Here is a 20,380-nt window from a genome sequence, read left to right on the forward strand (position 1 = left end):
TTCTCTATCTAGATCGAGATGGTCCCATACGGGGCACATTTACCCTGTTAACCGCCCTTGCGCGAAATTTGCTATGCTGAACTCCGCTTGCTTTTTTTCGTGTTTGATTAGACTTTCTATCGTGTACCTTTTGGGCAAAACTTTTTTTGGTATTTTTATTTTTCGATGGACCGCGTTTTTTTCTATTTTTTACCTTCTTACCCCAATTTTTGTTGTGCTTTTGTTTTTTCGGACCACCCCTTGTTCTTCTCTTTTTTACGCCCTTGACTGGATCTTTTGTCTGCTTTTGTTTTTGCGGGCCATCCTTTGTTCTTCTCTTTTTTTTGCTCTTGACTGGATCTTTTGTCTCTTTTTGTTTTTGCTGGCCACCCTTTTTTCCTTTACTTGTCACCTTATCGACTGGACTTTTTTTACGCTCCTTTCCTTGCTGTGACTCGACGCTTGGTCCCTTTTCTTTCGTTGCGTTTGGCCTTTTCTCTTCATGGCTCTTCGTTTTAGACTGCGCTGCTTCTGGATTTTTTTCCGGGCTCTTCGTTTTAGGCTGCGCTGCCTCTGGATTTTTTTCCGGGCTCTTCGTTTTAGGCTGCGTTGCTTCTGGATTTTTTTCCGGGCTCTTCGTTTTAGGCTGCGTTGCTTCTGGATTTTTTTCCGGGCTCTTCGTTTTAGGCTGCGTTGCTTCTGGATTTTTTTCCGGGCTCTTTTTCTGTTGATTTTCTTTAGCATTGTCTTTCTGTTTTATTTCCTTTTGTTTCTCTTTCTCACGCCTTTTTTCCCTGTATTTCTCCGCGATTTTGCCGAATGTTTGTTTTAGATCCTTATAAGTGGATTTTATCTTGTTATAATCTTCTTTTACGCGGCCTTTAATTTTTGGAGTGGCCCTTATCAGCCCTTCCACTTCTTTTGAAAAATTCCTTGCGGTTTTATCAAACTCCCTTTTTATATTTGATCGTGTTCTTCCGCTCCCATAGCCAGGCTTCTTTCTGCCATTTTGGCGATTGCGTTGGTTTTTTCTTTGTTTGATTGCCTCTTTAGAAGATCCTGTGTTTTTCCGCTTTATGGGGATTTTACTTTTCTTGATGGCTTTAGACCTAGACTGCTTCCTTTTAATATCCTCCGTGTTCCTCCGATTACCTGGTAATTCTCTTTTCTTATTAAATGGAGTCCTGATTGGTTTCTTTTTATATGGCCTGTTCTTCCGTAACTCCTGTTTTTTTCTCCCCAAGTGTTTACCTGCAGCAATACTTTGGCTCCTGCTCTTCCTATTACCCTTCTGTCTTTTAATTCTGCTATTCTGACTAACTTTTTGATCTGGGCTTCGGCTGGAATTCTTCTTTAATTTCTCATATGTACTTGAACGTTTTTTTCTCCTTTTAGCCTTATTTCTCAAAGAGCCATGTTGTCGTTTTTGCTGCTTATTATTTAATTTTCTATTTTTCGGCCTTGTCTGTTTCCCTGTAGATTTTTTATTTTTTTGATTAACTACATTCAGCCGCTTAGGACTCTCCCTGCTTGGAGGTAGTTTCTGTCCCTTGTTGTCATGAGATTGATCGCTGCGCCCCTTCCCTTCAGGCTTCGATATTTTTTCAATTTCTTGAGATACTAATTTTTTTATGGCCAAACAATAAGCAATAGCAGCTTCTATTACTCCCAAAAAGCTCAAAGTACCCCTTCTCCCTTACTTTTGGCATGAAAAAGTTACCAATATTATCAAATATCAGTAACTTCTCCTTTACCTTAATAGACTACATATTCGGCTCCTAAATCTTGAAGTCTCCCAATTCTTTCATCCGTATCAGGATGAGTAGAATACATCGCTTTTAATATTCCAATATCAGGGCTTTGACCAGCGATACGGTCTAATACTGTTGCTAACTCTGTTCCATAGCCCAAATCTGCTGCAAAACGATCCGCTTCGAATTCGTTTTGCCGTGAAGATGCTCGAATAAAGAGCATGCCAAACATCGTCCATGCCCATATCGGTAACTCAACGATAATGTCATGGAGCTTATCACCTGCACTTCCTAGTAAACTGAGTAAAAATTTTAATGGAATGGTAAGGAAGTACCAAATAAGCCTAATGAACCAAAGTGCTATATTAATAAATACATTCCCGACAGTAATAAGTAATAGTAAATCTGTATCTTTATGAGAAAGATGGCCGAATTCATGTGCTAAGATCGCTTCAATTTCATCCTCAGGCATTTCCAACAAACCCTTAGTCACACAGACCGTTTTTCTGCCTACAGCAAAAGCATTAGGAATGGGACTATTGTGTAAAAACAACTTTATATCGTTTGGTAAGGCCGGATCCTTACTTTTTGCTTTTTGATAAACGTTATCAAATAATGGTTTTAGTTTTCTTTCTAAATCCCGCCTTTTAATTTGTCTAGACCCCGTTCTGAGCCTAAGAATAAATTCTCCTAAAGGAGACAACATGGCAGCGAGAGAGATCACATAAAATAGTACACAGAAGAATAAGACTGATAAAAATTCACTTAGTGTCGTTCCTAATGAGAAAAATGGTAAAAATAGAAGGGAGTTTATTAACATATAAGCGATGATCCCCCAATTGCTCTTTTTTTTGAGGTTTTTTAAAAAGCTTATTAAATACATCTTCAACTTCCTCCTTAAATCTAAGAATCAGTTGCATTTGCTTTCCATGAAAAAAAGAGAACATTTTATCCAAAGAGTGTCTGCCTACAATCGGCTTAATACCCTTTTGTTTACCACCGGCCGGACGGTTAGTTTCCAATTTCATTTTATTTCCATTTTTCTGATAACTCAATAGACTTTATTCCTATTTAAAACCTATATGGGGTGCATTCATTTAGAAAAAGTGTTAGGACTTGATTCTCCTATGGAGCAAAATCAATTTCTTTTGAAATGTTTGTTACAGCAATAAAACTGCCCTGGGGTTCCTAAAAATCCCAAGGCAATTTAAAATCCAGAAGAAGTGCCTGGCTTTTTCCTATTTCTGCGCCGTAATCATAGCCATCATACTATCCGCTGACGTAACCTCCACGCCCTGATAGTAGTGCTTCACGATCTCCTGATAGTCCTTGCCATCAGCGGCCATGCCGTTTGCGCCGTATTGGCTCATGCCGACGCCGTGTCCGAAGCCTCGGGTAGTGATGACAATGCTGTTGCCTTTGCGCTCCCAATCAAAGTCAGACGACCTTAGATCCAATTTCTCCCGAATTTCCTTGCCGCTTAGAACCTTGCCATTAAAATCAACCTTCGCGACCCGTTTCCCAGTGGTACGTTCGACAATTTTTCCAATGGTCCCGCTCGCACCCACTTTCACGCCGAGGGCCGATTCAAATTGTTTGACACTCACTTCTTTTACAGAATTAAATTTCGGGGAATTTTTATCCCAAGGACTTGATACACTGCGCAGGTACGGCATTTCATTGGACCAGTAGTCCTCTGAATTTTCCGTGTACCCATTAGAGGTGGAAAAGAAAGAAGCATCAATCGCCTGGCCATCATACGTCAAAATCTGCCCGCTCGTTGCCCGAACCGCTGAAAGGATCTTCGCATAGTTGGATTCAAACTCCATTCCCCAGTTGTTTCTCATTTGTGCTTCGCTCAAGTAGACCTGGTGGAGCTGCGTGTCTGTTACCTGTGCGCCTTCGGGAACGCCGATATTGTCTTTGCTAAGCATTTTTTTTACAATATACGTTCTCGCTGTCAGGGCTTGTGCCTTTAGGGCCTCCTCTTTGAATTCAACCGGCATTTCGGCTGCTACAACCCCGACGAGATATTCTTCTAGTGGAACGTTATCGATTTGTCCGATGGAGGAGCGGTACACTGCCACTTCGACCGCGGAATCTGCGGAATGATTTGCACCTTCGGAATTTGGGGCCTTGTTGGATAGGTCTTCACCTAATTTGCCGCTGACTTTCCCATCCCCGAAAGGCAATACCAAAATAGCTGGAATGAGTAAGGTGAGGACAAATAAGAATGACGTTAGTAGGACGAGTGGTTTGAATTTTTTCATGTAGGAGCCTCCAATTATGAAATTTTGCGCACCCTTTTCTTGGGCTGCTTCTCATTCCATCATATGGAGGCGGACAAGCATTTATGACTAAAAAAGTGATACTGAATTTTCGAAAAATATAATAAAATAAAGTAAAAAACCGAAGAATGTCTCCCATTAGGGTACCCTCTTCGGCTCATAATTTTATGCGTTTAAATCCGTAATGAACGTATCAACTTCTGTGAAAACTTCCTCAGCTTCTTTCACACGTTCAATATCCGCTCCTAAAGCAGCTAATTTTCCATGGAAGTTCACATAACCACGGTCTAAATGCTTTAATTCCGTTACGCGTGTATTACCTTCAGAAACCAGCCCTGTTAAAATAAGCGCAGCTGCTGCACGAAGGTCTGTAGACGTTACTTCGGCACCTTGCAGGTTAGAAGGTCCGTTTAAGATCACGGAACGTCCTTCGATTTTAATATCGGCATTCATCCTGCGGAATTCTTCCACATGCATGAAGCGGTTTTCAAAAACCGTTTCCGTAATCATCGATGTGCCTTCTGCACGAAGTAAGAGAGCCATCATTTGTGATTGCATATCCGTTGGGAATCCTGGGTGAGGCATTGTTTTAATATCAACAGCCTTCAGCTTTTCAGGACCGATGACCCGGACGCCGTCACCTTCCTCAATAATCGTAATGCCCATCTCTTCCATTTTTGCAATCAAGGAAGATAAATGTTCAGGAACTGCACCTTGTACCAATACATTTCCGCCCGTAATCGCACCAGCAACCATAAAGGTTCCTGCTTCAATACGGTCAGGAATGATATGATGCTCAGCACCAAACAATACATCGACACCTTCAATACGAAGTGTGCCCGTGCCTGCGCCTCGGACATTTGCTCCCATTTTATTCAAGAAGTTAGCAAGGTCAACAATTTCTGGTTCCTTTGCTACGTTTTCAATAACCGTTGTTCCTTTTGCAAGCGTTGCTGCCATCATAATATTTTCAGTAGCACCAACACTTGGGAAATCCAAATAAATCTTTGCACCCTTTAAGCGGCCTTCAACCTCCGCTTCAATAAATCCATTACCCACCTTAACTTTTGCACCCATGGCTTCGAAACCCTTAAGGTGCTGGTCAATCGGTCTAGAACCAATCGCACATCCTCCTGGCAGAGCTACACGAGCACGGCCATTGCGCGCGAGTAGTGAACCCATCACAAGGACAGATGCACGCATCTTACGAACATATTCGAAAGGCGCTTCCTCTTTCAACACTCTAGATGCATCAACGACAACTGTATTATTGTCAAAGGCAACTTCTGCATTCAAGTTGCGCAATACTTCATTAATTGTGTATACATCGGAGAGTGTAGGTACATCACGAATTACACTTTTTCCGTCACTTGCTAATAATGTGGCAGCGAGTACAGGCAGGACCGCATTTTTTGCACCTTCTACTTTAACGGTTCCATATAGCCTTTTTCCGCCGCGGACGATGATCTTTTCCAAGAGTATTCCCCTCCGCGTCCATTTTCTCTATATTAATATTCAATCGTAATGATTGGTGTGCCAACTACAATGGTAGTCTTTGCGCCCAATCCTTCGGAGCGTATCCCAATTTGTAAATTCATGTCCCGCGCTATGGAGTCTGAAAAGAGCGGCGAATTCGCCGATACAGACATGAATGTTTCCTCTTTTAACGCTTCGATTTCTTTTGCCTCAAAACTTTTCAATAATTCATTTGCAACAGTCGGTAAAGCCATATCAATCTTATCACTGATGCTACCCTTCATACCAGAGAAAACTGTTGGATTTCCTCGAAATATGTCGGAGAGCCTACTTTTAAGTGGTTCCTTTGTGAAAAAGGACTCCATCTCCTTGTTCCACTCGTTACCGCTGACCCTATATACTATATACGCATTTACAGGTTGTTTTGTGTGGGTTGCCATAATTTGAAGCATTTCTGTGTGGTGTTTAGAAGTCGGAGATACTGCAGTTACTTTCCATTTGTCGCTGGTCTCACTTGTCGACCAATTCCACCCAGGAAACTTTTGCTGAAGCTCCTTAACATATTCCTGCACTTCTTTCTCTGTAGTCAGGTCAACCAAATGCTCCCTTGCATAAAACGTCCATTCCTCGAGCATAATATCTTCTGTTTGAAAAACACTGGCGATTTTCAGCAAATCAACATCGCCGCCCGCCGCAGTCCATCGACTGCCAACGATCGCAATCAAACCAACTATCATCAACATGCTTATACTAAAAAGTATCTTTGTCTTTCTCTTCATCTCTACTCTCCCCCTTACTACCATTGTTACCAAGGAGAGAGATAGCATACTTGGGAAATCTCGTCACTTTTTGACAAACTTTTTGATGTTGGTGCCTGTCACCATTTATGCAAAAAACTGCCTTTATGCATACGATTAATGCATATCATACTGATGGATGAAATCCTGTATGAGACAGGCTCTAGTTTTTACATTCGTCAATCTCGTTGAAGTCATTTTGATTTGCTTAAGTCATTTCTATCTATAATTCTAAGCTGTGAGCTTTTTATTGCAGTTTGCACTTTTTTTCACACAAAGAGAATTGTACTCAATTTTCCCTAAAAAAGATACATGTACGAAGACCTAAATTTTTACCAGTTGTGTATGTATTGTAAAATCAAAGGCAGCTGCCTTGACCATTGAAGATAATCTAGGAAAAAGTTACTAACCGACGATCCAAGGAAAATGGCCAATAATATATAAAGCAATCGCGCTTGGAAAACTTGATTCGGCTTCAGCAGCTTATCTAAACGAATCGACTGCAGCGCCCACCATGCCAGCGCAATAAACACCAGATGCGAAAAAATACTTAACAGCGCAATTTGTCCAAAATCCTCCATAATACTCCTCCTTTAGAGCACTATAACATACTTCGGTGCCTGTCACCATTTATACAGAAAACAGCCTTTATGCATTGAATTTTGCATATGATTGGTGCATATGATGGTGCATATCATATTGACGGATGAAAGCGCGGAAGGTTTCATTTTTATTTGGACAAATTTTTTAACGCATTAACTGCCTAAACACTGGTTATGTGTGAACCAATCAGTATTTAGGCAGTTAATAAGTAATTATATGAAATTTAGATTCCATTCCAAATCCTGCTGATTCTTAACGGAACGTAAACTCGATCTCCATGTATCTCCCTATGGATAATAGGTTTTTTAAAATAGTCCATGAGTGAGTGGCTGTTGCTATTATGATGTCTGGCTCGTTTTCGTGTACCTCTTAATTTCTCAATACTTTGATTTGACTTTTTCATGAATATTCACCTCATTTTTATTTAGATTATGCAGATTGGGATGCCACTACGATGACTTTTCCCTGGTCCATTTTTTCTTCACAACGCTCTGCTGCCGCTTCTGATAACCCAAGTGACTCTAGCTTCGAACGCAATTCATCGCCCCTAGAACGAAATACATTGGCAATCGATTCAAAGACCCCCTGCTCCCCCACACCAATCTCGCTAATTTCAAGTGCGTCTGTCAGATGTTCAGAACGGTTTGAGTCATGCGCAAATAAATAAATTTCGTCTTTTGTGAATCCCTCCATCATGAATTGAGCGATTTCCTGTTTAGCCTGGACTCCATTTTCTACAATTTTTACATTTTCCATTTCCATTCCTCCTCGCAAGTGTTAGTCAGCTGATGTGTCAGCTTGTACTTGTTATATATCCGCTCTATTAATCACCCAAACCTATTTTTTAAAAAAGTTTAATGGAACAGATATCGGGGTATTTACCCTTTAGTTAGTTTAAAAAGGATTAGTGGGAGGGATAAGATGAAGAAAAAGGCAGAGTTACTTACGAAAATCAGTTTGTTAAAGAGAAAAATTGATCAGTGTCTGGATGAGCGGGACCGGGAAGGATTCTTTCAATTCTCTTACGAATTAAAGGTTTGCCAGCGTCATCTGGGAACGCTTGTGAGCAACCAGGAGAACCGCTTAAAAGGACGTCCGGAACAAAATCGTGATAGGTTTTTTCATTATTAGGTTTAGCTGATGAAATGACCGGGTATTTACTAACCATAACAACTTAAAAATAGAAAGGAGAGAATTTTCATGGGATTTATTTGGTCATTAATTATTGGAGGAGTTATCGGGTGGTTGGCTGGTTTGATTCTGGGGCGTGATGTTCCAGGCGGAGTAATTGGAAATATCATTGCTGGGTTTATCGGGGCTTGGATTGGTTCTGCTCTAGGCGGCTGGGGACCTGTCATTGGAGGCTTTTACATTTTACCGGCACTCCTTGGAGCTATCGTTGTTGTGCTAATTGTGAGTGTTGTATTGAGAATGATTAGAAAGAATGCATAATTGTAGAAAGAAAAGAAGATTGCCGCGTGCCGGCGTCTTCTTTTTTATTGTATTTCGAAAAATTACTGGCTTCCTTGTTTGTTCTCCACCGTTTCGACAGTACTCCAGCAACCCTGCATTTACCCAAACACCTTTTCATACTCGACTTCGGTCACTTCAGACAGGAAACTCCATTTCATTCACGCTCAAAAAAAGCATCTGCCAAAGACAGATGCCTCTCATTAAAGCACACCCGAAAACAGCCGGGCAAAGGATTCTTTCCATTTAACGCCTAAACCTCTTTTGTAAAATGCAACCGGCCTTACCCGCCTGCATTCTTTCAGGTCCTCTTCAAAATGACTTACAAGGTCGTCGATACTTTCGGTGGCTGTTAGAAACAAATTAACCTCAAAATTTAAATGAAAACTGCGCAGATCCAGATTCGCAGTTCCGATCGAGGCCATGTCACCATCGACAATGATTACTTTTTTATGTAAAAAGCCTTTTTGGTAGGTGTAAAGTTCAATTCCCGCACGAAGAAGTTCAGGAAAATAGGATTGTGAGGCATATTGGGTCAGGAAACCGTCGTTACTCTCAGGCACCATCAGCCGAACTTGAATGCCCTTTTTCGCCGCCACCCGCAGTGCCGTCATTATGGCCTGATTCGGAATAAAGTACGGTGTTGCAATCCAAATGGATTCTGTGGCACAGCTAATCATCGAATAAAAATGGTCACCCATGTCCCGAGTTTCTGGTCCAGCAGCGACAACGTGAACAAGACCATCCCCCTCTAACGGCACCGGCTGTAGATAGCGGGGGTCTTCAAACAACGTTTCGCCGCAGACATATTTCCAATCTAATAAAAAAACAGCATGCAGTGTCTGGACAGCTTCTCCTTCCAGCAAAACATGCGTATCACACCAAAACCCAAACCTGTCATCCTCACCAAGGTATTCCACGCCAACATTCAATCCACCCACAAATCCAATTTCCCCATCAATGACAATAATTTTTCGATGATTGCGGAAATTAAACTTTTGCGTAAACCATCCGGATCTCAGCGGCAGAAAAGGGTGAATTTTAATCCCGGATTCTGCCATCTTCCTTCTATCGTGTTCAGAAAGGGCGAAACTTCCAAACGCGTCATAAATTAGCCTAACCTCTACTCCTTCCTTTACTTTATCGGTCAAGATATCCATCAACTCCTGCCCGAGCCGATCATAGCGAAAGATATAGTACTCTAAATGAATAAAGTCCTTCGCTTCCTTCAACCGCTGCTTTACCTCCTGAAAGGTTGCTTCTCCGTTTTTTAAGATTTTGGTCCTGGTATTTTGGCTTTGATTGGTTAAGGTCACCCGTTCGAGATAGCTGACAAAACTTCGTTGGTGGCCATTAAGTATGGACGGCACCTCAACAGGCGTTTTGTTTTTACCGAGCGCCTCGAACAGCTCGCGGTCGCTTGCCCGCTTACTTTTAAAAAGTTCCCCTTTAAAGAGCAATTGTCCTGAATAGATATAGAAAATATAGCCTGCAACGGGTACTAAAATTAAAAGGCATGTCCATAAAAGTGTGTTTGGCACCGGCCGATTTTGCAGCCATAGCTCTGCTACACTGTATAAAATGATACCCGCATACAAACTTATACCTATTGCCTTCCATAAAAAAGGGAATCTTGTAAAAAGAACCATCCAGCAGAAAAAAAGCATGATTATGACAAAGAAAATCTCGATTCTTATTTTCATCCTGTTTCCCTCACAGTCTTTTTAAAAGAAATACCCTTCAAACAACCCTATCAAACATAAAAAAGATGCCTGACTCTGCTCAGGCATCTGCTTTTTTCCGATAGATCTTCTCACATGAATTAAATTCTATATATTTCATACCCTTTGGCAGCCCAAGAATGGATTCTTTACTTCCGAGTCCAATGAATCCGCCAGCAGCCAGGCTGTCATAGAACAGACCATGAACCTGCTGCTGCAGGGTGTTATCAAAATAGATCATGACATTGCGGCATAAAATCACATGGAATTCATTAAACGAGCTGTCACTTACCAAATTGTGCTGGGCAAACATGAGGTTCTCGTTCAAGCTGGGTGAAAAATAAGCAAACTGATGGTCCGTCGTATAATACTCGGAGAACGCCATTTTCCCGCCCGCCTTCAAATAATTCTTCGTATATTGCTGCATTTTCTTTAGCGGAAAAGCTCCTTTTTGCGCAGCAGTCAGGGCTTTTTCATTCATATCTGTTGCGTAGATTTTCGTTTTTTTGCTTAGACCCTCCTCCTGCATCAGGATCGCCATGGAGTATACCTCCTCCCCCGTGGCGCAGCCTGCATGCCATATCCGGATTTCTGGAAGCTCCCGAAGCAGCGGCACCACTTCGTTACGAAAGGCGGCAAAAAAGCTGGGATCTCGGTACATTTCCGTCATCCGGATGGAAAAGTCATTCAAGAGACGCTCCAACACGCCTGGTTCGTGAAGCACTTTTTCCAACAAAGCCGTAATGGTCGGAAGTCTCTCCGCCTTCATCCGATTTAGGATCCTTCTGCCAATCGAACCCCTTACGTAGCTGCGGAAGTCATATCCATACATTTGATACAAGCCTTCCAGCAGCAATTTGATTTCTATTTCCTGAAGCTCGTTTGGCTCTGGCAAATTGATGTCTGTTACAATTTCCTGGATTGTTTCTTTCACTCTGCATTCACCTGCTCGGTCAGCCACACCCGCATTAACGAGAATAACTGATTGATATTTAATGGTTTCATAATATAATCCGAAGCGCCCGCCTCCATACACTTGTCACGTTCGCCTTTCATTGCCTTAGCGGTCAGCGCGATAATCGGCAGTCTATCCATAGCCAAGTCCTGCCGGATCGTCTTCATCGCTTCATAGCCGCCCATCACCGGCATCATGATATCCATGAAAACGAGGTCAAAGTCTCCGTGCTCCTGTAAAAATTCAATCGCCGCTTTACCGTTCTCGGCCACTTGAACCTTTACACCCTTTTTTTCCATTGCAGTTACCAATGCGAATACATTCCGTTGGTCATCTTCTACTAACAGCACTTTCTTCCCTTTAAATAACTGGGCATCCGTAGCTTCCACTACTTCAGCCGCAGCTGTTTCATCGCTATACTTCTGCTGTTCCTCAACAACCTCGCTGACACTTACAGCTGCCTCATTCATCGCCAGCTGCTCAAGCTGAAGAGGATATTCTGCGGGTTCCAGGCTGCAAGGGATATACAGAGTAAATGTACTTCCTTTTTCCGGCTCGCTTTGCACCGTAATCGCGCCGCCAAGCAAACGGGTAAATTCTCGGCATATCGATAACCCTAAACCGGTTCCGCCATATTGCCGGTTGGTCGTACCATCCACCTGTTGAAAGGCATTGAAGATAATTTCCTGTTTTTCCGGAGCGATTCCGATTCCTGTATCACTCACAGAAATGGACAGCACCAATTCCTCCTCATCCAGACCAGGCAATAATTCCTGAACATAGTCTGGATCTGCAGTTTCGATTCTAACTGTGACAAAACCTTGTTCCGTAAACTTAAAGGCATTGGACAATAGATTCTTCCAAATTTGCTGCAGGCGCTGCCCGTCTGTTGTAATCACAGCAGGTACATTCGAAGCTGTATGCACCTCAAAGGTTAGTTTCTTTTTCACCGCAACCGGATTGAACATGCTTTTCATCATTTGTGGAATTTCCGTTACGTTGACTTCATCGGTTAAGATTTCAATTTTACCTGCTTCAATTTTTGATAAATCAAGGATGTCATCAATCAGCCGCAGTAGATCACTTCCAGCTGTGTAGACGACCCTGGCAGAGTCTTTCACTTCTGCACTGTCCATATCGCCGTCATTTTCCATCAGCATTTGCGAAAGAATCAGAATACTGTTTAATGGCGTGCGCAGCTCGTGTGACATATTCGCAAGAAAATCGGTTTTATATTGCGAGCTCGCCTGGAGCTTCCTTGAATAGTCCTCCAGTTCATCCTTTGCTTTCTTCAAATCAAACGCACGTTGTTCTGCGAATTGCTTTTGTTCCTCTAAATATTCATTGGTAATCCGCAGCTGTTCCTGCTGCATTTGCAGCTCTTCCGATTGTGCTTGAAGTTCCTCTGATTGCGCCTGAAGTTCTTCAGTTAGCACCTGAGATTCCCCGAGCAGCCTTTCTACTTCCATTCGACCGGCCACATTGGTAATCGCAGAACCGAACTTATCCTGAAGCAGATCCAATAAGGTTAAATGCTGTGACATAAACGGCTGGAACGAAGCGAACTCCACCACCGCTTCTACCCTGCCATCCACTAAAATCGGCGCAACCAGAAGATTTCGCGGTGAAGATTCACCTAACCCCGATGCAACTTTATAATGTTCTTCTGGCAGCTTATCAATCAGGAAGATTCTTTTATCCATTGCAGCCTGACCGATTAACCCTTCTCCTAACCGGAAACTCGCCGCAGCCCCTTCTTCCCCTGTAATGGCATAACCTGCCTCTTTTACGTATCGAACTTCGCTGCCTTGATTCCTGCGCAGGTAGACAACACCGTAGACACCTCCAAGCATAGGAGTAAGCTTGGTGATAAACGCATGCGTCAAGTCTGTCAGGTCCGTCATTCCCTGGTACATGGTCGAGATCTCCGCCACGCTTTTCTGAATCCAATTCTGTTTCTCAAGATTGCTGAGAAGTTCGTTCATCGCTTCTGCGAGTTCTCGGGTTTCATCATGTGTGCTGACTTCGATTCTTGTGGAAAGGTCTACCTCTGTCTCTCTCGCATCCGTCACACTTCGAATCGTCGTGACCACCTCTTTAATCGTTTTGACAATGGAATTAGACAAAAATACCGCCGTAGCAATCGTAATCACGGTAACCATCATGATAATGCCATACAAGGTTATTTTTAGATTATTATTATTCTGAGTCAACTGCTCAACACGCTTATTTGTCAGGTTCTTTTGATGTTCAAGGAAGGAATCGAAATGCTTCCGAAGTTCATCTGTCTTCTTTTTGCCGGTGTTATTCTGAAAGTACTCATCTAAAGCTCTTTGGTTATTTATCTCTTTCTGATTGACCACATATTCTGCTGAACCGGTGATGTAGTTGATTATCAGTGGTTTTATTTCTTCTAAATTTCGCTGCTGCGTCCCGTTTGAGGCCAGCAGGGAGTGAAGTTTGTTGAAGTTGTCGAGCCAGTTCCGGCTGGCTGTATTGTAGGGCTCGAGGTACTCCTCATTGCCTGTAATCACATAACCTCTCATCCCCGTTTCCATATCTACTACATTTTTTTGAATCTGATTCGCCAGATTGTGAACCTCGATATCATGCTGCGATATATAATCGACCTCTTTCTGCATCGCCGACATCCGATCCATGACGATCAACAGGGAGACCACCAAGCAAACCAAAATGAATAAATAGCCGGCAATAATTTTCGTGTGGATGTTGAATTGTAATCCCTTCATTCTTTGCTCCCCCTTTGTAAAAAATTAGTTGATTCTATCATATCGTTTCTAGCAATCTCACCCAATGGGAAATTTGTCCCAACCTTCTTGCAGAAAATACTCTCAGATAAGGCAGTTTTACTCTCGCATAAGCCAATTTACTCCCGCATAACCTCGGTTTACTCTCACATAATCAACCAAATTCCTTCCCTACGAGAATTTAATAGTTTCAAATAACACAATTCCGGGTATATAACAGGTACACCACAAAATACAGGAGGTAATAATATGGCAACTGCCACAAAAACGAAATCAAAAAACAAATCCTTAACTGAGGCTCTTAACAAGCAGGTGGCGAACTTTGCTGTTCTTCATATGAAGCTCCATCATTTCCATTGGTATGTAAAAGGAGAAAACTTTTTCACGCTGCACGTTAAATTTGAGGAGCTTTACAATGAAGCTGCCTTACATCTGGATACCATTGCGGAAAGAATGCTGGCGCAACGGGCTATGCCGGTGGCTACACTCAAAGAGACCCTTGAACTTACTACTCTAAAGGAAGCAACAGGTGATGAAGATGCGCAGCAAATGGTCCAATCGCTGGCGGATGATTTTGACATGATTTGCGGTGAATTGACAGAAGGCATCGCACTTGCCGAGGAAAATGAGGATCAGCCTACTGAAGACCTGCTCGTTCACATTCGCACCTCATTGGAAAAGCATAGATGGATGTTTGAAGCCTATCTAGCGAAGTAATCCTCACAAAATCGGGTGTCAGCCACAGTGCTGACACCCTTTTTAATAGGTAGGTGTTTTCGTAACGGTTGTTGTTAAAGTCCTAAAGCCAAGCCCAGCATAACGTGGAAATAGTTATTTTGGGCTTAGAATTTAGTTTGCTGGCTCTTTTCTTATGAAACTTTTTTTGTTTTCTGCGTAAACTTAGCAATATTATAAAATTTTTTTCCAAAAAACAATAAAGTTTAAGAAAAGAGCCTAATTGGTAGAAATTAAGACGAGACACATATCATCTTTTGGAGGATTAACGAGCTCCCAGCCTGGCTGAAGTTGATGTAGTAACGCGGCAGGATCCACAATGCCCTCACCTTGTAAGGAGCCAATCAGCTTTTCCGTTGCGTCCTCATATTTCTCCTCCATCCATTCCGATAACCCATCCGTAAATAGCAAAATACGGGCAGATTCCTGGTAAGGAATGACCCCTTTGGTCACTTCAATTTCCTCAAAAAACCCGAGTGCGCAGGAACCTTCTGTTAAAAGTTTCACTTCCTGATCCACAATCGCAATCCCCGCAGGATGACCAGCATTGACGAATTCTATTGTTTGTTTTTCGGTGTCGAGGACAAAGTAAATCGCTGTAAAATAATAGTTCATTAAACTATCAGGGGTATGGAGCTGAATCATCCGCCGGTTCAGTTCCTTCATGACCTTTTCCGGATCAGCGATTCCAGTAATCGTATCCTTTAACGCGGAATATATGTACATCCCTACAAGAGAAGAAGATATCCCATGGCCCATCATATCGAGCAGGATGACTCCATATCGATTCGGGCTAATCTGATACCAGGCATAGAAATCACCGGCCAGTTCAAAGGTGGGCCTATACACGGCCGATATGTTAACGTCCTTTTCCTGAATAGGACTGCTGAGCATGCTTCTTTGCACCTGCCTGGCTATGTCAAGTTCATATTCTATCCGTTTGTCCCGTTCCTTCCGCAAGTCTTTTTCTTGCTTTAACCTTAGTACGGAACGGATTCGGGCCAGGAGTTCGACTTTATTAATTGGTTTCATCACATAATCAAGGGCTCCCGCGTCCATCGCCTCGGCCATTTTGTTGGAATCGCCCATTGCCGTCACAAAAATAATCGGCAGGTCAGAAAAACGCTCAGTGGCCAATACGGTCCGGCAGGCTTCAATGCCATCTATTTCCGGCATCATCAAATCCATTAATATCAGGTCTACGGGCACTTCGCAGGGATTAGGTGTATCAAGCTGCAAATACTGATATAACTCCGCTGCAGATGACAGCATAAGCAACCTATTATAGCCAGCTTTCCTCAGGATTTTCTCGACAATTATTAGGTTTGTTTTATTATCATCTACAACGACAATCTTCATTGGCATTTGGGTTTCCCCCCTTTGCTTCTTAGGTGACAGGCACCATCTAGTTTAAACGTCATGATAGGTATTACGGGCAAGTACCTTCCGCAATTTCTCAATCGCCTTTTTTTGCGTACGTGAGACATGCATTTGCGAAATTCCTAACAACTCTCCTACTTCGCGTTGACTTTTGTTTTCGATAAATGTCCACTGAATAATTTGCCTCTCCCTTTCGTTCAATACATGAAGGGCGCTCTCTACTAGCAGCTGCTGGTCGACTCTTTCATATCCTTTATCTTCTGATCCAATCACGTCCAACGGTGTAACCCCGCTGCCGTCCGCACCGGTTTCAATCGTTTGGTCCACAGAGGCTGTTTGATACCCTTTACCTAATTCCATGGTTTCTAGTACTTCCTCTTCAGAAATTCCTATATGATCCGCAATCTCGTGGATTTTTGGTGAGCGTTGGTAGAGGTTGGTCAGCTCATCCACCGCTGCATTCAATTTAGGCCATGTTTCTTTAATCCGTCTCGGCACATGAACATCCCACGTCTTGTCCCTTAAAAAACGTTTTATTTCACCAATAACCATCGGAATTAAATAGGCTTCAAAAGGATTCCCGGTACTAGGGTCAAACCGTCTAATGCTGGATAACAACCCAATCATCCCTACCTGCACAATATCTTCATGCAAATTCCGGCCTTTTGAATATTTTCTCGCAATGCTCCCAATCAGATTGGTGTACTGTTCCACTAAGAGAGTTTGGGCGGTCTCGCTCTGGTTCTCCTGAAAATCCAGGATTAACGCATAGACTTCTTCCTTAGTTCGTTTCATGTCCTGAGGTGGTTTTGTCATGGTTTTCACGCTCCCCGCCTAGATACTTCACCATGAAGACGCTCACTCCGGAAGTATTCGATACACGGACTTCGTCCATGAGTGTTTCGATTAGATAGAGACCTAACCCTCCCTCTGAAAGTTGATCAACCGTACTAGATTCCGTATAAGGGCCAAGTTCGTTTTTTGTCTGTAAAAAATTAAAACTCTTACCGCTGTCCGCTACCATCGTTTCTAACTTATCCTTGTAAATACCGAAGCCGACAATGACCTCGCCGCCTTCATCTTCCGGATAGGCATGCTGTACCGCGTTTGTGCACGCTTCACTTACTGCAATTTTTATATCCTCAATTTCTTCGTATGTATACCCCATGTTACTGGCAATTCCGGAAATTGTTAACCTGATCACACCAACATATTCCGGTTTCGCCGGAATCTTCATTTCAATATAATCCATCACGTGTGTCATCGTCCCCTTACCTCTGAAATATTCATAATTTTGCTCAATCCTGTTAGTTCAAAAAGCCTTATTAACCGATCTGATAACTCTACCAGTTTTAGTTCTCCTTCATTTTTGACCAGCTGCTTGAACAATCCGACAAACACGCCTAATCCCGTGCTATCCATATAGGAAACATCCTTCAGATTGACCGTAATGCTTTTACCCTTTCCTTCCGAAAACGGCAATAGCTCCTCACGAAGTTTCGGTGCCGTATATGCATCGATTTCTCCAGACACCGACACGTATATTTCCTGCTCATCCTGATGTTTTTCGATATTTATTTTCATACCATTATCACCTCTGAAATATTTACTGTTTACATACCCTCTATGATAGAAAGCTAAACCTATTTTTTTAAAAAATATTTTTCTTGCATTATACCAAAATTAGGAAGAGTTACGAATAGTGATAAACTCCTAGTGAGTTTGTCACATACAGTAAGAGGCTTGCACCCATTTGTGCAAGCCTCTTATATATAGTAAAGGTTGTGTATGGTGGATTAAGAATCCATTACTATTTTAATGGTTACTTTTATTCTGCGACTCCGAGGGGGTTTATCCATTCTTTTGTTGAAATTCTTTATCGGCTGTCTTAGAAATACTATCCCCATACCTTTGCCTGTCTTTCTCATGTTTGACATTTTCACCGCTTAAAAATGTTGGGTCGTCTTCTTTATGTTCATCCTGACGTGAAAGCTCTCGTAAATCTTCTACTATCTCCTCGCCAGGGAGCTCTTGCCTCATTGAAGGGTCTTCACCATCGATATATCCTGTTCGTCTTTTTTCATTAATCTCGTAACTTTTGTTTCTATCTTTCATTTCGTTTTCATCTCTACGTTCCATTGCCTTGTCATCAACATAATTTTTAGTCATAAGCGGTTCCTCCTTTTATTTTTCCAGATTGCTGTTTTTCATTCCTATTGGTCTTACCGAACGCAACCACATACTTCAACCACCCTCTTTCGAATCTAGCAGGATTAGGTTAGCACTTTCTAACCTTGATAGTGTTATACCCCTTTCAAGGCATCTCAAACCTTTTATTTAAAGGCTCTTTTCTTAAACTTTCTTTTTTTTAACAAAAATTGATGATTGTACTGTGCATTTGTAGAAAACAGTAAAATTTAATAAGAAAAGAGCTTCCAAACTATATTCAAAGGCGCAAAATAACTATTGCCACGTTAAAATCGGCTTTAAGATTTTAAAACAATCGTTACGGAAATAACCTATTTAAAAAATGAACCTTTCTTTTTCCCTTTTAAAAGATCTCCTGTCCAGCCCTTCTTTTTTAAGTATCCATAGAGCAGCGCTGTCGACAAAACGATAGAAATGATCGATATAAGATAGCCATACTTCCACTGCAGCTCAGGCATATGTTTAAAATTCATTCCCCACAGCGCCCCTAACGCCATTATCGGGGTGAAAACAATCGTCAGGACCGTTAAGGTTTTCATAATTTCATTGCCACGATGGGAGGATATAACCTCTTCTAAATGAATAATCGAGTCTAATTCCTGCTCATACTCCTGCAGCAACACATGCGCCCGGTCGATCCGTTTGCACGTCCGAATAAATATTTCTTCCTTATTTACGTTTGGAAAATTCGTTTCCTCTATCGCCATTTTCAGCTCCTGAATGGGAATCAGCAGATTTTTACAAACCAGCAATTCATGCCGCCGAGTAAAGACATGTTCCAAAATCCGCATTTCATTCCTCTTTTTCACACCCCACATCAGCTTATGTAGTGACTCCTCAAACTGGTCAATCTCAACCAGCAAGTCATTCACCAGTTCCCCTAGCAAAAATAAAAAGCCTTCTACGGCATTTTCCGTTTTATTTAACTGCCGCAGCATCACTTCTGAATCCAGTTGGTTAAAAGAGGTAAACTCTAAATCAATCGTAAATAATGTTTGGCTCGTTATATAGAAATGGAAAATATGATGGTCTTCTTCCTCATCGACATTTTGCCGATAGATAAGCGACCCATTCACAACCCTTTCCCCATCGATCAACCCATGTACTTTCACGCAATTATTGTTATTTTTACCTACAGCTGCCAGCCAGTCTGATAGCATGGTCTCCTGTTCCCATACCGCATGCTGCTCTTTCTTGTTTAATTGAACCCATTTCCATTTTTTAAAATTAATATTTCTCTCCAAACCTCTTACCTCCTCTCCTATCAGTTGATTACCCTAAAAAAGGTAAAACTAACGTAAAAAATGTTTAATAAAGAAATGAAACGGGTATTTACAAAACAAGTTCAAATTTTAAGGAGGTTTTAATGATGAAAAGAGGATTTGGCATGAGCTCGCTAGTGGCGGTAGGAATTGGGGCATCAGCTGCAGTATGGCTATCAAACAAACCTAACCGCATTAAGGCCGAAAGTATGTTGCGAGACTTGAAACACAAGGTGAAACCGACTGTATTTGAAAAAGCAGAACAGCTTCCAATCGAAAAGGGCGGAAATCCGCACCCAAAGGATTTCCCCGATAACGATATGGTGAGCGAAGGAGCACAATATGCTGTTCAATTTTATAACGAGAAAATCCAACAATAGAGGCGGTGTTGGGGTCTAGTACCCCAGCCGTTTTTTTTATGACCAGCACCATAAAAATGTCTTCCTTTCACCGAAAAGAAGACATTTTTTGTTACGTTATGACGACGAGTTTCCATGAACGTTTATCAGTTCATCCACGGTCTGAATCCGCTTATCTCCTCTTACATCTTCTTCCGGGGTTAAAAATGACTGATCCTCCGGAAGGCTAACTGTTTTCTCTGTCTCGTGCTCTTTTTGCGCTTCTACCGTTCGTTTGGCATACGGCAGGGCTTTAAGCCTTTCAAAGGAAATGGTTTCTCCTGTGTCGACACAAACACCATAAGTTCCTGTTTTAATCCGTTCCAATGCCTCATTTACTTCTTCGAGGAGATTGTTTGCTGTTTGGAGCAAAACTTTTTGTTTTTCCCGTTCTTCTAATTGTGTGGCTGTATCTGCAAAATGATTATCATAGCTTGTTAATTCTCCGTCATCCTCGAACGATAAAGGCTGATTGGCTTCAATTATTTGAGTGGTTTCTTCTTTCATTTGTAATAATCTTTTCTCAAAATAAATCAGTTCTTCTTTTGACAGCATTTATTTTACCTCCCTTACTTCTTTCCTTTTATTT

The 20,380-nt window shown here is 42.0% G+C and carries 22 protein-coding genes; 4 read left to right on the forward strand and 18 right to left on the reverse strand.

The features are described from left to right. Nucleotides 1–4: 4 nt before the first annotated feature. From AC2TFD_RS29170 to AC2TFD_RS29205, 8 genes are all read right to left on the reverse strand, one after another. Entirely contained in the window at nucleotides 5–1,660 is a 1,656-nt protein-coding gene (locus AC2TFD_RS29170; protein ID WP_484674623.1) for a hypothetical protein, read from the reverse strand. A gap of 74 nt (nucleotides 1,661–1,734) precedes the next feature. Beyond that, entirely contained in the window at nucleotides 1,735–2,613 is an 879-nt protein-coding gene (locus AC2TFD_RS29175) for a M48 family metalloprotease (RefSeq protein WP_484674624.1), read from the reverse strand. Nucleotides 2,614–2,968: 355 nt separating this feature from the next. Beyond that, nucleotides 2,969–4,000 carry a stage II sporulation protein D gene (spoIID, locus tag AC2TFD_RS29180; protein ID WP_484674625.1) on the reverse strand — a complete coding sequence of 344 codons (1,032 nt, stop codon included), beginning with the start codon at nucleotides 3,998–4,000 and terminating at the stop codon, nucleotides 2,969–2,971. A gap of 183 nt (nucleotides 4,001–4,183) precedes the next feature. Continuing rightward, nucleotides 4,184–5,494 carry a UDP-N-acetylglucosamine 1-carboxyvinyltransferase gene (gene murA / locus AC2TFD_RS29185; RefSeq protein WP_335569530.1) on the reverse strand — a complete coding sequence of 437 codons (1,311 nt, stop codon included), beginning with the start codon at nucleotides 5,492–5,494 and terminating at the stop codon, nucleotides 4,184–4,186. A gap of 32 nt (nucleotides 5,495–5,526) precedes the next feature. Further along, nucleotides 5,527–6,273, reverse strand: coding sequence for a YwmB family TATA-box binding protein (locus tag AC2TFD_RS29190; protein ID WP_335569531.1), 747 nt, complete (start codon nucleotides 6,271–6,273; stop codon nucleotides 5,527–5,529). Nucleotides 6,274–6,623: 350 nt separating this feature from the next. Further along, nucleotides 6,624–6,875 (reverse strand): DUF1146 family protein, encoded by a 252-nt coding sequence (locus AC2TFD_RS29195; protein ID WP_484676388.1) that lies wholly within the window; start codon nucleotides 6,873–6,875, stop codon nucleotides 6,624–6,626. Nucleotides 6,876–7,117: 242 nt separating this feature from the next. Next, nucleotides 7,118–7,297, reverse strand: a complete 180-nt coding sequence (locus AC2TFD_RS29200) for a hypothetical protein (protein WP_484674626.1) — start codon at nucleotides 7,295–7,297, stop codon at nucleotides 7,118–7,120. Between the two features lie 26 nt (nucleotides 7,298–7,323). Then, on the reverse strand, nucleotides 7,324–7,650 hold the full coding sequence (locus AC2TFD_RS29205) for a YflT domain-containing protein (RefSeq protein ID WP_335510864.1): 327 nt from the start codon (nucleotides 7,648–7,650) through the stop codon (nucleotides 7,324–7,326). Nucleotides 7,651–7,815: 165 nt separating this feature from the next. Between AC2TFD_RS29205 and AC2TFD_RS29210 the strand changes: the two genes are divergently transcribed. After that, a complete protein-coding gene (locus tag AC2TFD_RS29210) occupies nucleotides 7,816–8,025 on the forward strand; it encodes an IDEAL domain-containing protein (RefSeq protein WP_335569533.1) in 210 nt (69 codons plus the stop codon). 69 nt (nucleotides 8,026–8,094) lie between these two features. Further along, complete coding sequence (locus AC2TFD_RS29215; RefSeq protein ID WP_335510868.1) at nucleotides 8,095–8,346, forward strand: GlsB/YeaQ/YmgE family stress response membrane protein; 252 nt, start codon at nucleotides 8,095–8,097, stop codon at nucleotides 8,344–8,346. A gap of 221 nt (nucleotides 8,347–8,567) precedes the next feature. Here AC2TFD_RS29215 and cls read toward each other — a convergent pair whose 3' ends face one another. The 3 genes from cls to AC2TFD_RS29230 form a co-directional block, all read right to left on the reverse strand. Then, the gene (cls, locus tag AC2TFD_RS29220; RefSeq protein ID WP_484674627.1) at nucleotides 8,568–10,067 is read right to left on the reverse strand and encodes a cardiolipin synthase; all 1,500 of its coding nucleotides are present in this window, start codon (nucleotides 10,065–10,067) and stop codon (nucleotides 8,568–8,570) included. A gap of 79 nt (nucleotides 10,068–10,146) precedes the next feature. After that, a complete protein-coding gene (locus AC2TFD_RS29225; protein WP_335510872.1) occupies nucleotides 10,147–11,019 on the reverse strand; it encodes a CheR family methyltransferase in 873 nt (290 codons plus the stop codon). Then, on the reverse strand, nucleotides 11,016–13,700 hold the full coding sequence (locus AC2TFD_RS29230) for an ATP-binding protein (protein ID WP_484676389.1): 2,685 nt from the start codon (nucleotides 13,698–13,700) through the stop codon (nucleotides 11,016–11,018). Before AC2TFD_RS29230 ends, AC2TFD_RS29225 begins: the two co-directional genes overlap by 4 nt. A 357-nt stretch (nucleotides 13,701–14,057) precedes the next feature. On the opposite strand from AC2TFD_RS29230, the gene AC2TFD_RS29235 reads away from it, so the two are divergent. Further along, nucleotides 14,058–14,525 (forward strand): Dps family protein, encoded by a 468-nt coding sequence (locus AC2TFD_RS29235; RefSeq protein ID WP_335510876.1) that lies wholly within the window; start codon nucleotides 14,058–14,060, stop codon nucleotides 14,523–14,525. Nucleotides 14,526–14,762: 237 nt separating this feature from the next. Here AC2TFD_RS29235 and AC2TFD_RS29240 read toward each other — a convergent pair whose 3' ends face one another. From AC2TFD_RS29240 to AC2TFD_RS29265, 6 genes are all read right to left on the reverse strand, one after another. Beyond that, nucleotides 14,763–15,902 (reverse strand): PP2C family protein-serine/threonine phosphatase, encoded by a 1,140-nt coding sequence (locus AC2TFD_RS29240; RefSeq protein WP_420489023.1) that lies wholly within the window; start codon nucleotides 15,900–15,902, stop codon nucleotides 14,763–14,765. A gap of 51 nt (nucleotides 15,903–15,953) precedes the next feature. Beyond that, nucleotides 15,954–16,739: an RNA polymerase sigma factor SigB gene (gene sigB / locus AC2TFD_RS29245; RefSeq protein ID WP_335510879.1), complete on the reverse strand. Its 786-nt coding sequence runs from the start codon at nucleotides 16,737–16,739 to the stop codon at nucleotides 15,954–15,956. After that, a complete protein-coding gene (gene rsbW, locus AC2TFD_RS29250; protein ID WP_335510881.1) occupies nucleotides 16,705–17,187 on the reverse strand; it encodes an anti-sigma B factor RsbW in 483 nt (160 codons plus the stop codon). Before rsbW ends, sigB begins: the two co-directional genes overlap by 35 nt. Next, nucleotides 17,184–17,507: an anti-sigma factor antagonist gene (locus AC2TFD_RS29255; RefSeq protein WP_335510884.1), complete on the reverse strand. Its 324-nt coding sequence runs from the start codon at nucleotides 17,505–17,507 to the stop codon at nucleotides 17,184–17,186. Before AC2TFD_RS29255 ends, rsbW begins: the two co-directional genes overlap by 4 nt. 267 nt (nucleotides 17,508–17,774) lie before the next feature. After that, a complete protein-coding gene (locus AC2TFD_RS29260; RefSeq protein ID WP_335510885.1) occupies nucleotides 17,775–18,092 on the reverse strand; it encodes a hypothetical protein in 318 nt (105 codons plus the stop codon). 350 nt (nucleotides 18,093–18,442) lie between these two features. Further along, the gene (locus AC2TFD_RS29265) at nucleotides 18,443–19,375 is read right to left on the reverse strand and encodes a magnesium transporter CorA family protein (protein ID WP_484674628.1); all 933 of its coding nucleotides are present in this window, start codon (nucleotides 19,373–19,375) and stop codon (nucleotides 18,443–18,445) included. Between the two features lie 125 nt (nucleotides 19,376–19,500). Here AC2TFD_RS29265 and AC2TFD_RS29270 point away from each other — a divergent pair, with 125 nt between their 5' ends. Next, nucleotides 19,501–19,773: a hypothetical protein gene (locus tag AC2TFD_RS29270; protein ID WP_335510889.1), complete on the forward strand. Its 273-nt coding sequence runs from the start codon at nucleotides 19,501–19,503 to the stop codon at nucleotides 19,771–19,773. A 96-nt stretch (nucleotides 19,774–19,869) separates the two neighbouring features. Here the strand turns inward: AC2TFD_RS29270 and AC2TFD_RS29275 are convergent, their stop codons facing one another. Then, on the reverse strand, nucleotides 19,870–20,346 hold the full coding sequence (locus tag AC2TFD_RS29275; protein WP_484674629.1) for a TraR/DksA family transcriptional regulator: 477 nt from the start codon (nucleotides 20,344–20,346) through the stop codon (nucleotides 19,870–19,872). Nucleotides 20,347–20,380: the final 34 nt, after the last annotated feature.

The organism is Neobacillus sp. plas4, assembly GCF_057221695.1.

Excerpts from the sequence above, each read along its gene's own strand:
- AC2TFD_RS29175 (WP_484674624.1), bottom strand. The coding sequence starts at position 2,613 with ATGTATTTAATAAGCTTTTTAAAAAACCTCAAAAAAAAGAGCAATTGG.
- spoIID (WP_484674625.1), bottom strand. The coding sequence starts at position 4,000 with ATGAAAAAATTCAAACCACTCGTCCTACTAACGTCATTCTTATTTGTC.
- AC2TFD_RS29190 (WP_335569531.1), bottom strand. The coding sequence starts at position 6,273 with ATGAAGAGAAAGACAAAGATACTTTTTAGTATAAGCATGTTGATGATA.
- AC2TFD_RS29200 (WP_484674626.1), bottom strand. The coding sequence starts at position 7,297 with ATGAAAAAGTCAAATCAAAGTATTGAGAAATTAAGAGGTACACGAAAA.
- AC2TFD_RS29205 (WP_335510864.1), bottom strand. The coding sequence starts at position 7,650 with ATGGAAAATGTAAAAATTGTAGAAAATGGAGTCCAGGCTAAACAGGAA.
- AC2TFD_RS29210 (WP_335569533.1), top strand. The coding sequence starts at position 7,816 with ATGAAGAAAAAGGCAGAGTTACTTACGAAAATCAGTTTGTTAAAGAGA.
- AC2TFD_RS29215 (WP_335510868.1), top strand. The coding sequence starts at position 8,095 with ATGGGATTTATTTGGTCATTAATTATTGGAGGAGTTATCGGGTGGTTG.
- cls (WP_484674627.1), bottom strand. The coding sequence starts at position 10,067 with ATGAAAATAAGAATCGAGATTTTCTTTGTCATAATCATGCTTTTTTTC.
- AC2TFD_RS29230 (WP_484676389.1), bottom strand. The coding sequence starts at position 13,700 with ATGGATCGGATGTCGGCGATGCAGAAAGAGGTCGATTATATATCGCAG.
- AC2TFD_RS29235 (WP_335510876.1), top strand. The coding sequence starts at position 14,058 with ATGGCAACTGCCACAAAAACGAAATCAAAAAACAAATCCTTAACTGAG.
- AC2TFD_RS29240 (WP_420489023.1), bottom strand. The coding sequence starts at position 15,902 with ATGAAGATTGTCGTTGTAGATGATAATAAAACAAACCTAATAATTGTC.
- sigB (WP_335510879.1), bottom strand. The coding sequence starts at position 16,739 with ATGACAAAACCACCTCAGGACATGAAACGAACTAAGGAAGAAGTCTAT.
- rsbW (WP_335510881.1), bottom strand. The coding sequence starts at position 17,187 with ATGACACACGTGATGGATTATATTGAAATGAAGATTCCGGCGAAACCG.
- AC2TFD_RS29255 (WP_335510884.1), bottom strand. The coding sequence starts at position 17,507 with ATGAAAATAAATATCGAAAAACATCAGGATGAGCAGGAAATATACGTG.
- AC2TFD_RS29260 (WP_335510885.1), bottom strand. The coding sequence starts at position 18,092 with ATGACTAAAAATTATGTTGATGACAAGGCAATGGAACGTAGAGATGAA.
- AC2TFD_RS29270 (WP_335510889.1), top strand. The coding sequence starts at position 19,501 with ATGAAAAGAGGATTTGGCATGAGCTCGCTAGTGGCGGTAGGAATTGGG.
- AC2TFD_RS29275 (WP_484674629.1), bottom strand. The coding sequence starts at position 20,346 with ATGCTGTCAAAAGAAGAACTGATTTATTTTGAGAAAAGATTATTACAA.